Raw genomic sequence first — 11,173 nt, forward strand, 5'->3', positions numbered from 1 at the left:
CCCGGCCGAGGCGCGCGCGACCCGGCGAGCCGGGACGCGGCCCGCGATCTCGCCGCCCGCGGGCGTGCGGAGTTCCTCCCCGACGACCCGCTCGCGTGGATCGACCGCCAGTTCGCCGCGCTCGCCGACGCGCCGGTCCGCTCCGGGATCAACGTCCGGAGCGCGACCGTCGAGCCGGTCCGCGAGGCGGCGGCGGTGTGCGCCGACCGCGGCGCGGTCTGCGAGGTCAACGCTCACTGTCGGCAGCCGGAGCTGTGCGCGGTCGGTTGCGGGGAGTCCCTGCTCCGCGACCGCGACCGACTCGCCGAGTACGTCGCCGCGGCGGCCGAATCCGGCGCGACGACGAGCGTGAAGGTCCGCGCGGAGGTCCCGGGCGTCGACCTCGCCGCCGTCGCCGACGCGGTCGGCGACGCGGGGGCCGACTGGCTCCACGTCGACGCGATGGACTCGGAGCCCGTCGTCGGCGACGTGACCGACGAAGTCACGAACGCCCGCGCCGACCTCACCGTGATCGCCAACAACGGCGTCCGGGGCCGCCGGACCGTCGCCGAGTACGCCGCGTACGGGGCCGACGCCGTCAGCGTCGGCCGGCCGACCGAACATCCGACGGCCCTCGCGCGCGTTGCCGACGCGGTGCGAGCGTGGCGTGACGGGGAGCTGTCCGTCGACGAGTCGCGGGGCCGACCGGAGGCGTCGCCGTGACGCGGGACGACACCGGGGCCGCCCCCACGACCGACCCCGGGACCGCCCGCGACCCGGTCGGCGACGCGACCCTCGCGCTCCTGCTCGAAGTCGCCGGCACCCCCAAGCCCGGCAACGTCGACCGGCGGCGGGACGTGGACGATCTCCGGTTCGAGTCCTTTCTCGGCGGGGCGGTCGGCGCCCGCGAGGGGCTCGAACTGGCCGCGAGCGACGAGGCGTCCGTCGGGGCCGCCTTCGAGCGGGGGGTCGCGGGGATGGCCGACCGCGCGGGAACGAACACCCAGTTCGGCTGTCTGCTGCTGCTCGTCCCGCTGCTGCGTGCGACCGTCGCGGACCCGCCCGCGGGAGACCTCGGCCCAGGCGCCGTCGACCGCGTGACTCGCGGGACCACCGTCGACGACGCGGTCGCGTTCTATCGCGCCTTCGAGCACGTCGACGTCGCCGTCGCGGGCCCGCCGGCGGACGCCGCCGACCTGGACGTGCGCCGCGGGAGCGACGCGGCCCCTGCGCTCCGCGAGCGGGGGCTCACGCTCCGAGACGTGCTGGCGATCTCGGCCGACCCCGACGACCCGGACCGCGTCCCCGACCGCAACGCGCAGGAGTGGGTGGAGGGGTTCCCGCGTACCTTCCGCGCCGTCGAGTGGATCCGTGCCGATACGGGGCCGCTGACCGACCGGGCCGCGCGGGCGTTTCTCGGACTCCTCGCCGCTGACCCCGACACCTTGGTCGCCGCGACTCACGGCTCCGAGACGGCCCGCGAGGCGAGCGTTCGGGCGGGTTCGCTGCTCGACCGACCGGACGCGGAGGCGAGCGGTATCGCCGAGCAGGCGGTCGACGCAGACGAGATCGACGCCGACGCGGTCCACGGCGCCGACCTCGACGGCGCGGAGGAGCTGGCGACGGCGTTCGTCGACGAGGGGATAAACCCCGGGACGACAGCGGACCTCACCTGCGCGGCGCTGTACGTCGCGCTCCGGCGCGGCGCGGAGGTGGCGCCGTGAGCGACGACGCCCCCAATCGTGACCCGACGGGAGTCGACGCCGCCGTGCCCGACGGCTGGCCGGTCGCGCTCCGCGGCGTCACGGAGTCGGTCGTGACGACGCTCGGCCCGAACGACCGCTGGAACGTCGCTGCGCTCGGGATTCACGCGCCCGCAGACCCCGACGCCCCCGTGACTGCTCGGACCTACGGCCGCACCCGGACGTGGCGGAACTTCGCCGAGCGCGGCGGCGGCGTCGTCCAGTTCACGACGGACCCGCGGACGTTCGTCGACGCCGCGCTGACGGTCCGCGAGACCGACGACCCGGTCGTCGAGACGGTCGACGCGTGGGTCGAGGTGACCGTCGATGCGGTCGGGAGCGAAACCGAGGGCGATACCACGATCCGGACGTGGGCGCTCGAACCCGTCGAGAGCGAGGTGCTCCGGGAGCGCGTGCCGACGATCAACCGCGGGTTCGGTTCGGTCGTCGACGCGACAGTGGCCGCCTCGCGGCTCGACGTGCCCGGATTCGACACGGACGCGCTCCTCGACCGGCTGACGTACTTCGCGGACGTGGTCGACCGCTGCGGGGGGCCGGCCGAGCGCGAGGCGTTCGCCCGGATCGACGAGGCGACCGGGTGGCGGGCCCTCGCGGACGAGCGGGGTGATCGGTGACGACGGCCGTGACCGCGACGGTGACGCGTGAGCGCTCGTGCGGCGCCACGGACCGGCGTGATACCGCCTCGGGGCCGTTCGCGGCGTAACGAACCCTTTTAGTTCGGCCCGGCGGTATCGCTCGGTATGGCCATCAAACCCAAGTACATCAAGCAGCTCGGAAACGTCCTGCTTGAGCGGTACCCCGACTCGTTCAACACGGACTTCGAGACGAACAAGGAGAGCGTCACGTCCCTGACCACCGTCGAGTCGAAGGGCGTCCGCAACCGGATCGCCGGCTACGTCACCCAGAAAAAGTCGCAGGCGGCCCAGAAGGCGTAATTCGGGTTCGAGTTCTCGACCGTTCGTTTCGTTCTCCCCGAGCCGCAGCGCTCGGTCTCACCGACCGCCCCACGGCTTATTACCGAAGCCGCGGCCACTCCGCCGCGATGGACGCCCTCGTCCGCCCGGTCGCCGATCCGACGTTCGCGGCCGCCGCGCTCGCGTTCCTGTGCGGGGGCGTGGCGCTCGGTACCCTGAGCGGGCTCGTCCCGGGCCTCCACGCGAACAACTTCGCGCTGTTGCTCGCGGGGTTCGCTCCCTCGGTCTCCGCCGACCCGCTGCTCGTCGGCGTCGCGATGCTCGGCGCGGGCGTGGTCCACTCCTTCCTCGACATCGTCCCAGCGCTCGCGCTCGGTGTCCCCGACGCGGCGACGGCGGTCGCGGCGTTACCGGGACACAGGCTCGTGATCGCCGGCCGCGGTCGCGAGGCGATCCGACTCTCGGCGGTCGGCTCCGGGCTGGCGGTCGCGCTCGCGGTCCCCCTCGCCGTGCCGATCACGTGGGCCATGGTCCGCGGCTACCCGACGGTGCGGGCCCACCTCCCGCTGCTTTTGGCCGGTGTCTTCGCCCTTCTCGTGTTCACCGAGTCATCGAAGCGGGCCGCAGTCGGCGGATTTTTCGCGTTCGTCGCGAGCGCTGCACTCGGGCTCGCGACCCTCGATGTCGACCCCGCGGCGCCGCTCGACGCCGGCGGCGTCCTCGCGCCGCTGTTCGCCGGGCTGTTCGGCGCGCCCGTGCTCGTCGACGCGCTCGGCGGCGAGGGCGTCCCGCCGCAGGCCGACGCGCGGATCACGATGGCGCCCCGCGACCTCGGCGTGAGCGCCGGCGCCGGATCGCTCGCGGGTGCGGTGGTCGGCTACATTCCCGGCGTCTCCGCGGCGATCGCCGCCGTCGCCGCGCTGCCGGCGGTCCCGCGCTCGGAGGGGGACCGCGGGTTCGTCGTCGCCACGAGCGGTGCCAACACGGCTAACACGGTCTTCGCGCTGTTCGCACTCGTGGTGCTCGGCGCCCCGCGGACGGGCGTCATGGTTGCCATCGACCGCGCTGCGGTTCCGTTCGCGCTTCCGATCCTCCTCGTCGCCGCCGGGACCGCGGCGGCCTGCGGGTTCGCGCTCGTGTTACTCGTCGGTGACGCCTACCTCCGTGTCGTCGGTAACGCCGACTACACCCGCCTGTCGGTTAGCGTACTGGCGCTGCTCGTCGTCCTTTCGTTCCTGTTCGCCGGGCCGTTCGGCGTCGGCGTCTTCGCGGTCGCCGCCGCGCTGGGACTCGTCCCACCGCGGCTCGGCGCTCGTCGCGTCCACCTGATGGGCGTCCTGATCGGCCCGCTGATAGTCGGGTGAGCGATCCCCCGTTTCTCGGTTCGTCTCCCCTCGCGGGCCTCGCGCGTGAGCGCCGCGGTACCGCGTCGCAGGGCGCGGTTCGCCGCCGCCTGCAAAGAACAACGGTTAAAAGTCGCGCGGTGGTGTTTCAGTGTATGAGCGAGAGTGAAACGCAGGGCACCCGACAGTGTGTCTCCTGTGGTATCCAAGTGGCCGGCATGAACGCCGCGCGGTTCTCCTGCCCGGACTGCGGGACGACAATCCACCGGTGCGCGAAGTGCCGGAAGCAGAGCAACCTCTACGAGTGTCCCGACTGCGGCTTCCGAGGACCCTAGTATGGGAGACGTCGCCGCCAAGATCAAGGTCATGCCGAACAGCCCCGAAGTCGATCTCGACGACCTGCAGGACCGGCTCGAGGAGTCGCTCCCGCAGGGCGCGAAGATCCGCGGCTTCCAGCGCGACGACGTCGCGTTCGGGCTCGTCGCCCTCCTGCCGACCGTCATCGTGCCCGACGGCGCGGGCGGCACCGAGGCGGTCGAAGAGGCGTTCGCCGACGTCGACGGCGTCGAGTCCGTCGCCGTCGAGAACGTCGGTCGGCTTTAAAAGAACCCGCTACGGCCGGCATCCGGCAACGTTTTTCGCTTGTCACCGCCCGCAGAGACTCGTCACTCGCCGTCGCGAAGGCGACCGTTCACGCCGCGTGTTCGTCTACCCACGCGGTGAGGTCGTCGCCGGGGATGAATCCCTCCGCGCGTCGCGCGACGGGTTCGCCGTCAACGAACAGCACGAACAGCGGTACGCTTCGCACGTCGAACCGCTCGACGAGCGGCGGGTCGTCGCGGGGATTCATCAGGGCGACGTCGACGTCGAGCGCGCGAGCGACGTTCCCGAGGACGGGCTCCATGCTCGCACAGATGCCGCACCCGTCGGTGTAGAATTCGACGAGCGCGGCGTCCGCGTCGGCGACGAACGCGTCGAGCGCGTCCTCGTCCGCGAGCGGGGTCGGACGCCGAACGTCTTCGTTTTCACCTGACTCAGCGGTGTCGGCCGCAGTATTGGTCATTATACGCACAATTGTGTCTGGGCGCATATAAACGCTCGCTCGGCGCGGGTGGGCACGCGGCTCGTCGGCGGATCGGGCTCAGGAAACGTCGACCGCGCCGCCCTCGGCGGCGCTCTCGGCGAGCGCGTCGACGACCCGCATGTTCGCTATCGCCTCTTCGCCGCCGGTCCGCGGAGCGGTGCCGTCCGCGACGCAGTCGGCGAAGTGTTCGACCTGCAGCCGGTACTGGTCCACTGGGCCGAACGTCTCGACGCCGCGCCGGTCGTCGATCTCGTAGGTCATCTCCACCGGCTCGTCGTCGGGCGCGTCGAACGCCCGCTCGACCTCGATCCAGCCGTTCGTCGCGTCGATCCGATAGCGCTGGACGAGCTGGGTGTCGAAGCCGGAGGCGACCCGCGCCGACCGACCGTCCGCGTACTCCAGCACGCCGGCGAGCTCCGTGTCGACGCCGTCGTCGCGGGTATCGTTCGCGTGCGCGTACGCTCGGTCCGGCTCACCGAGGACCGCCCTCGCGATCGACACGGGGTAACAGCCGACGTCCATTAGCGACCCGCCGGCGAGCGCCGGGTCGAGGCGCACGTCGTTCGGTCGGCCGTACAGCGGGAACCGGAACGCCGAGCTGACGGTACGCACGTCGTCCAGCTCTCGGTCGATCAGTTCGAAGACCCGCTCGGTGCGGGGGTGGTACCGGTACATGAACCCCTCCATCAGCGTGACGCCGCGGTCCTCGCAGTGATCGACCACCTCGCGCGCCTCCGCCGCGTCGACCGCGAGCGGCTTCTCGCAGAGCACGTGAAGCCCGGCGTCGGCCGCGCGGGTCGTCCACTCGGCGTGGAGCCCGTTCGGTAAGGGAACGTAGACCGCGTCGAGCCGGTCGTCCGTCAGTAACGCCTCGTAGGAATCGTAGCTCTGCGGGATCGACAGCGCCTCGGCGAACGTCGCCGCCCGGTCGCCGTCGCGCGATGCGACCGCGCCGACCGCGTGGTCGCTCGCCGCGATCGCTGGGATCACCGCGTCGCGAGCGATTCCCGCGGTGCCGAGCACGCCGAAGGTAAGGGGGTCACGCCGTGTTGACATACGCGACCACCGACGGGTCGGATCACAAAAAGGGTCGGTGACTCTGGCCCGGCCCGAACGGCGGTCGTCCGCGCCGCGTTACCGCTCCGCCTGCTCGGAGTTCACGAGCGGCGAGTCCTCGTTGACACACTCGGGGCGGCCGCAGACGCCAGCGTCGGCGCCGGCCTGCGATATCCCCTCGGCGAGCGACTTGATCTCCCACACAACCTCGTGACCGGTCGCCGACTCGTGGTCGTCGATCGCGGCCCGCGCCGCCGGGAGTTCGTCGTATCCCGCCTCGAAAGAGCAGTCGACACACCGAACCGCGACGCGCGTCCGTTCCATACCCGATATTGGTCGCCCGGCACAAAACCCCCGCGGTGCGGGGGTCGCGAAAAAACACGTATCCGCCGAAACGACCCGCGCTGCTACGCCGGCTCGTCGCCCTCGGGTTCGGTCCGCCACCCGCCCGTCAGCGTGACGACCCACAAGAGGACGCCGGAGAGCACGAACACGGCCGCCATATACGGGAGGAGCGGAAGTTCGACGCCGACGAAATCGAGGACCGTCCGGAGTTCGTAGACGATCACGCCGAAGATCGCGAAGGCGACGAGGAGTCCGCCGCGAGTCAGGTCGAGGCTCATCGGACCACCTCGACGAGCGAGGCGGCCGCGTCCCCGACGGCATCGAGAACCGGAGTTACAGCGCTCGCGAGCGCGTCGAGCGCCGGCGTCAGCCACGCCGGATACGTCCCCACGCCCGGGCCGAGCAGTCCGCCGCGGTTGATGATCGCCGCCAGCGGGAGCGCGTACGCGAGGACGACGAGCGTCAACGCGATTCCCACCCAGAGCCGGAGGTTGTCGAGCACTCGCGGTGCGTCGTCCGGGCCGGACAGCGCGGGCGGCAGCGACTCGGCGAGCCCGGAGACCTTCGGGTTCCCCATCGTGAGCACGAGGTTCCCGATGAACAGCACCGTCGAGACGAAAAGCAGCGTCCCGCCGATGGCGATCTGGATGTTGAGCTCCTCGTACCCGCCGAACATCACCGGGTAATCGAAGCCGGCGTACTCGGGCTCCGCGGTCCGGCGCGGCACGCCCATCATTCCCTGTGCGTGCATCGCGTTAGACATCAGCGCCATGCCGATGAACCAGACGACGACTTGGACCAACCCGATCGACCGGCTGTAGATCGGCTTGTTGGATATCTGCGGCCAGATCCAGTAGGTCGCGGCCATGAACGTCAGCGCCACGGCGGTCCCGACGGTGAGGTGGAAGTGGCCCGGGATCCAGATCGTGTTGTGGATCATGTAGTTGATGTTCATCCCGGCGTTCACCATCCCGGAGAACCCGCCGGCGGCGAACATCAGCCCCGCGAGCATCATCCCGGTGAACTCGGGCTTCCGCCACGGGAGGTCGGTGAGCCAGCCGAGGAGGCCGGTCCCACCGCGCTGGCGGGCGCCGTACTCCACGCTCGCGACGACCGTGAACGCCGTGAGCAGGCTCGGCAACAGCAGGAACATCGTGTTCGTCATCGAGATGAATTTGAACCCCTCCGCGATCCCCGGGTCGAGGTACTGGTGGTGAATCCCGACGGGCGTCGAGAGGAGGAGGAACAGCACGAAGACGACGCGGGCGAGCGGGTCGCTGAACAGCCGTCCGCCGGCGATCTTCGGGAGAACGGTGTACCATAGCAGGTACGCCGGCATCAGCCAGAAGTACACGACCGGGTGGCCGAAGAACCAGAACAGCGTCCGAGTCAGCGTCGGGTTCACCTGATCGATGAAGCCGAGCGACCACGGCAAGAGGAAGATGAGGACCGACGCCGCCACGGCGGACGACGCGATGTACCACATCGCCATCGTCGTCAACACCATGAACGTCTGCAGCGGGATCCGCTCGTCGGGGTGCTCGCGCTTCCACGCGAGGAACGTCCGGAACCAGTCGGCGCCGGCGATCCACGACCCGACGATGAACACGGCGAGCCCCGCGTAAAACAGCGGGTGCGCCTGCAGCGGCGCGTAGAACGTGAAGAGCACGTCCGCGCTCATATCGATGGCACTGGAGAAGCCGGCGAGGATCGAGACGCCGGTCATCGTCATTCCGACCGCCATGATCGCGTACCACGTCCACGTGATTCGGATGTCGATGAGCGGGCGGTCAAGGCTACGGGTCAACGCCCAGGTGAACAGTCCGACGAGGAAGAACGTAGTGAAGCTAATCGCCAAGAACACGCCGTGTGCGGTCAGAACCGTGTAGTAGTCGGTTGACGGGATGATCCGCGCCACATCGGTCCGGTGGAGCGTCTGGATGATCCCGAAGATCGCTCCGAGCACCAGCGCCAAGAAGGAACTGAGGAGCGCGGCGCGGACGATCCGCGCCTCTTCGGGGAACTTGTCGACGAACGACTGCTCGGCCTCGATGGCCTCGCTCATGCGCCGTCACCTCCGCCGTTCCGCTCCTCGAACTCCGCCTGACTGACGACGTGCACCTTCCCCTCCATCACGTGGTGGCCGGCGCCGCAGTACTCGTTACAGATGAGCCCGTACTCCTGCGGTTCTTCGACTTCGACGGTGAGATCGGAGACTTCGCCGGGAACGACCATCGTGTTGGCGTTCGTCCCGACGACTTCGAACCCGTGGATCACGTCCCGAGACGTGACGTAGAACGTCACCGTACTGTTCTCGGGCACGACGATCGGACTCGGCTCGAAGCCGAACTGGTAGGCGACGATGTACGCGGCGTACTCGTTTTCACCGACCTGTTCGACGCGCGGTTCGGAGAACCGCTCGTCCTCGTCGAGCGCTTGCGCGTCGACCGGCTGCTCGCTGTCAGCGACCATCGCCACTCCAGGTCCGACGGCGCCGTAGGTGACCGAGCCGATGAGCAGCAGTATCAGCAGGATCGATGCCGCGAGCCAGAGCTTCTCGTAGGCGTGAATGTGCATTCGCGATCACCCCACGACGACTAGGTCACGACCGAGGAATTCGATGTAGTATATATACACCCATGCGAGCAACAGGATGACGAAGTATATCCCGATGAGCGCAAGCGTTCCGATCGGATCGAACTCCTCCTCACCGCTCACATCGTCTGTTGATGCGTGTGCGGCTTGGTTTTGTCCCATAGGTCGCGTTATTGGTTGGGGGATATATAACATCTATCCGTTCCCGAGACCTGAAAACACGGGCGATATATATGGCCGGCAGTCCCAACGTTGCAGTATGAAGTTCTCGCTCCAATGGGCCGTACTCCTCGTGTTGGGCGGCCTCATCCCGGCGGTGGTGTTCATCGCCGACCGGGCGGAGATCGTCGTCGCCGTGACGCTCGTGAACGTGCTTATCATCTGGGGGAGTCTCCGGGTCGCGACCGGCGGGAGCCTCCGCCCCGGATCGGCCGCCTCGGACGCGGCGGATCCGGAGGAGGCGTAGCGCGCCGGCCGGCCGCCGGAACCGAGCTCAATGTCGAACTGCACCCTCTGTGACCTCCCGACGGGAGACGATCCGCACACCGCCTCGGGCGTCGAGGGTGAGTTCTGTTGTCGCGGGTGTCTCGCCGTCGCCCGCTCGCTCGACGATGTCGACGACCTCGACGACCTCGACGAGCGACGCCCCGAGGCGGAGCCGGACGAGGGGTTCGACGGGGAGACGACGTTCCTCCACGTCGACGGCATGCACTGCGCGACCTGCGAGTCCTTCTTGGAACTGACCGCCGGCGAGCAGACGGGCGTGGCGGCCGCCGAGGCGAGCTACGCGACCGACACGATCCGCGTCGACTACGATCCCGAGGCCGTGAGCGCCGACGAGCTCCCCGATCGGCTCTCGGTCGCCGGATACACCGCGAGCGACCGCGCCGCTCCCGAGCCGGACGGCGACGACGACGTCGTTCGCTTCCTGATCGGCGGCGGCTTCTTCGGGATGATGGCGATGCTGTGGTACGCCCTCTTCCTGTATCCGACCTACTTCGGGTACGAACCGATCCTCGATCTCGGCGGCGTCTCGGGCACCTACCTGTTCGCGCAGGTGTGGGTGTTCGCCTCGATTGTCCTCTTTTATACGGGATATCCGATCTTGCGGGGCGCGTACGTGAGCCTCCGGGCGCGACAGCCGAACATGGATCTTCTGGTGTCGCTGGCGGCGGCCAGCTCGTACACGTACAGTACGCTCGCGCTGCTTATCGGCCGCACCGACCTCTACTTCGACGTGACGATCGCCGTCATCCTCGTCGTCACTGCGGGCAATCACTACGAGTCGCGAATCAAGCGGCGTGCGACCGGAATGCTCTCCGAACTCACGACGGCCGGCGACCGAACGGTCCGCACCGAGGCCGGAGAGACCCTCGCGGCCGAGGCGGTCGAGCCGGGCGACCGGCTCCTCGTGCGCCCCGGCGAGCGAGTTCCGTTCGACGGCACCGTCGTCGAGGGGACTGCCGCCGTCGACGAAGCGCTCGTCACGGGGGAGTCGCTCCCGGCGACGAAGCGGGAGGGCGACGAGGTCCGCGGCGGCACCGTCGTCACCGACGCGCCGGTCGTCGTCGCCGTCGGCGAGGACGCGACGAGCACCCTCGACACCTTGGTCCGGCTGCTGTGGGAGATCCAGAGCTCGCGGTCGGGGGTTCAGCGGATCGTCGACAGGCTCGCGACGGTGTTCGTTCCGCTCGTCGTCGCGGTCGCCGTCCTCGGCGCGGCGGCGACCTTCGCGCTCGGTTCGACGCCCGTGGACGCCGCGCTCGTCGGACTCACGGTGCTCATCGTCTCGTGTCCCTGCGCGCTCGGGCTCGCGACCCCGCTCGCGATCGCCGCCGGGATCCGCGACGCGGCCCGCCGCGGCATCGTGATCGTCTCGGACGCCGTCTTCGAGGAAGCGGCCGACATCGACACCGTCGTGCTCGACAAGACGGGGACGCTCACCGACGGCGAGATGCGGCTGCTCGACACCGTCACCGACGGCGCGTCGCCCGACGAGGTGCGCCGTCGGGCGGCAGCGGACCGGCGAGCCTCGCTCCAACCGCTCGCAGAGGCGATCGTCGACGCCGTCGAGGGCGCAGGACTAAGCGCAGA

At 69.7% G+C, this 11,173-nt stretch carries 16 protein-coding genes; 9 read left to right on the forward strand and 7 right to left on the reverse strand.

Translation table 11 applies throughout. The features are described from left to right. The 7 genes from OQF71_RS11920 to OQF71_RS11950 form a co-directional block, all read left to right on the forward strand. Window positions 1-702: tRNA-dihydrouridine synthase (locus OQF71_RS11920; protein WP_280587930.1), on the forward strand; the 702-nt coding region annotated here is incomplete at its 5' end. Continuing rightward, complete coding sequence (locus OQF71_RS11925) at window positions 699-1,703, forward strand: triphosphoribosyl-dephospho-CoA synthase (protein WP_280587931.1); 1,005 nt, start codon at window positions 699-701, stop codon at window positions 1,701-1,703. The genes OQF71_RS11920 and OQF71_RS11925, both read left to right, overlap by 4 nt. Further along, the gene (locus OQF71_RS11930; protein ID WP_280587932.1) at window positions 1,700-2,356 is read left to right on the forward strand and encodes a DUF447 domain-containing protein; all 657 of its coding nucleotides are present in this window, start codon (window positions 1,700-1,702) and stop codon (window positions 2,354-2,356) included. The genes OQF71_RS11925 and OQF71_RS11930 overlap by 4 nt, the downstream gene beginning before the upstream one ends. Before the next feature lie 126 nt (window positions 2,357-2,482). Further along, on the forward strand, window positions 2,483-2,677 hold the full coding sequence (locus tag OQF71_RS11935; RefSeq protein ID WP_280587933.1) for a 30S ribosomal protein S17e: 195 nt from the start codon (window positions 2,483-2,485) through the stop codon (window positions 2,675-2,677). A 107-nt stretch (window positions 2,678-2,784) separates the two neighbouring features. Further along, the gene (locus tag OQF71_RS11940) at window positions 2,785-4,020 is read left to right on the forward strand and encodes a tripartite tricarboxylate transporter permease (RefSeq protein WP_280587935.1); all 1,236 of its coding nucleotides are present in this window, start codon (window positions 2,785-2,787) and stop codon (window positions 4,018-4,020) included. A gap of 134 nt (window positions 4,021-4,154) precedes the next feature. Continuing rightward, window positions 4,155-4,334, forward strand: a complete 180-nt coding sequence (locus OQF71_RS11945) for an HVO_2753 family zinc finger protein (RefSeq protein WP_123113203.1) — start codon at window positions 4,155-4,157, stop codon at window positions 4,332-4,334. Between the two features lies 1 nt (window position 4,335). Further along, on the forward strand, window positions 4,336-4,602 hold the full coding sequence (locus tag OQF71_RS11950; protein ID WP_092565372.1) for an elongation factor 1-beta: 267 nt from the start codon (window positions 4,336-4,338) through the stop codon (window positions 4,600-4,602). Between the two features lie 88 nt (window positions 4,603-4,690). On the opposite strand, the gene OQF71_RS11955 is transcribed toward OQF71_RS11950, so the two are convergent. From OQF71_RS11955 to OQF71_RS11985, 7 genes are all read right to left on the reverse strand, one after another. Continuing rightward, the gene (locus tag OQF71_RS11955) at window positions 4,691-5,065 is read right to left on the reverse strand and encodes a thioredoxin family protein (protein WP_280587949.1); all 375 of its coding nucleotides are present in this window, start codon (window positions 5,063-5,065) and stop codon (window positions 4,691-4,693) included. A 75-nt stretch (window positions 5,066-5,140) separates the two neighbouring features. Beyond that, window positions 5,141-6,139, reverse strand: a complete 999-nt coding sequence (locus tag OQF71_RS11960) for a Gfo/Idh/MocA family oxidoreductase (RefSeq protein WP_280587939.1) — start codon at window positions 6,137-6,139, stop codon at window positions 5,141-5,143. Window positions 6,140-6,217: 78 nt separating this feature from the next. Further along, entirely contained in the window at window positions 6,218-6,463 is a 246-nt protein-coding gene (locus tag OQF71_RS11965; RefSeq protein WP_280587941.1) for a hypothetical protein, read from the reverse strand. An 83-nt stretch (window positions 6,464-6,546) separates the two neighbouring features. Then, complete coding sequence (locus tag OQF71_RS11970; protein ID WP_280587942.1) at window positions 6,547-6,762, reverse strand: CbaC protein; 216 nt, start codon at window positions 6,760-6,762, stop codon at window positions 6,547-6,549. After that, entirely contained in the window at window positions 6,759-8,549 is a 1,791-nt protein-coding gene (locus OQF71_RS11975) for a b(o/a)3-type cytochrome-c oxidase subunit 1 (protein ID WP_280587943.1), read from the reverse strand. The genes OQF71_RS11970 and OQF71_RS11975 overlap by 4 nt, the downstream gene beginning before the upstream one ends. Continuing rightward, complete coding sequence (locus tag OQF71_RS11980) at window positions 8,546-9,061, reverse strand: cytochrome c oxidase subunit II (protein ID WP_280587944.1); 516 nt, start codon at window positions 9,059-9,061, stop codon at window positions 8,546-8,548. The genes OQF71_RS11975 and OQF71_RS11980 overlap by 4 nt, the downstream gene beginning before the upstream one ends. Before the next feature lie 6 nt (window positions 9,062-9,067). Further along, window positions 9,068-9,241: a hypothetical protein gene (locus tag OQF71_RS11985; protein ID WP_280587945.1), complete on the reverse strand. Its 174-nt coding sequence runs from the start codon at window positions 9,239-9,241 to the stop codon at window positions 9,068-9,070. 97 nt (window positions 9,242-9,338) lie between these two features. On the opposite strand from OQF71_RS11985, the gene OQF71_RS11990 reads away from it, so the two are divergent. Both OQF71_RS11990 and OQF71_RS11995 read left to right on the forward strand, forming a co-directional pair. Next, complete coding sequence (locus OQF71_RS11990; protein WP_280587947.1) at window positions 9,339-9,545, forward strand: hypothetical protein; 207 nt, start codon at window positions 9,339-9,341, stop codon at window positions 9,543-9,545. Between the two features lie 30 nt (window positions 9,546-9,575). Beyond that, the coding region (locus OQF71_RS11995) for an HAD-IC family P-type ATPase (protein ID WP_280587948.1) at window positions 9,576-11,173 on the forward strand (1,598 nt) is incomplete at its 3' end.

This window comes from Halorubrum sp. Boch-26, assembly GCF_029889805.1.
In the GTDB taxonomy this organism is placed as follows: domain Archaea; phylum Halobacteriota; class Halobacteria; order Halobacteriales; family Haloferacaceae; genus Halorubrum.

Excerpts from the sequence above, each read along its gene's own strand:
- OQF71_RS11935 (WP_280587933.1), top strand. The coding sequence starts at position 2,483 with ATGGCCATCAAACCCAAGTACATCAAGCAGCTCGGAAACGTCCTGCTT.
- OQF71_RS11940 (WP_280587935.1), top strand. The coding sequence starts at position 2,785 with ATGGACGCCCTCGTCCGCCCGGTCGCCGATCCGACGTTCGCGGCCGCC.
- OQF71_RS11945 (WP_123113203.1), top strand. The coding sequence starts at position 4,155 with ATGAGCGAGAGTGAAACGCAGGGCACCCGACAGTGTGTCTCCTGTGGT.
- OQF71_RS11950 (WP_092565372.1), top strand. The coding sequence starts at position 4,336 with ATGGGAGACGTCGCCGCCAAGATCAAGGTCATGCCGAACAGCCCCGAA.
- OQF71_RS11960 (WP_280587939.1), bottom strand. The coding sequence starts at position 6,139 with ATGTCAACACGGCGTGACCCCCTTACCTTCGGCGTGCTCGGCACCGCG.
- OQF71_RS11965 (WP_280587941.1), bottom strand. The coding sequence starts at position 6,463 with ATGGAACGGACGCGCGTCGCGGTTCGGTGTGTCGACTGCTCTTTCGAG.
- OQF71_RS11970 (WP_280587942.1), bottom strand. The coding sequence starts at position 6,762 with ATGAGCCTCGACCTGACTCGCGGCGGACTCCTCGTCGCCTTCGCGATC.
- OQF71_RS11975 (WP_280587943.1), bottom strand. The coding sequence starts at position 8,549 with ATGAGCGAGGCCATCGAGGCCGAGCAGTCGTTCGTCGACAAGTTCCCC.
- OQF71_RS11980 (WP_280587944.1), bottom strand. The coding sequence starts at position 9,061 with ATGCACATTCACGCCTACGAGAAGCTCTGGCTCGCGGCATCGATCCTG.
- OQF71_RS11985 (WP_280587945.1), bottom strand. The coding sequence starts at position 9,241 with ATGGGACAAAACCAAGCCGCACACGCATCAACAGACGATGTGAGCGGT.
- OQF71_RS11990 (WP_280587947.1), top strand. The coding sequence starts at position 9,339 with ATGAAGTTCTCGCTCCAATGGGCCGTACTCCTCGTGTTGGGCGGCCTC.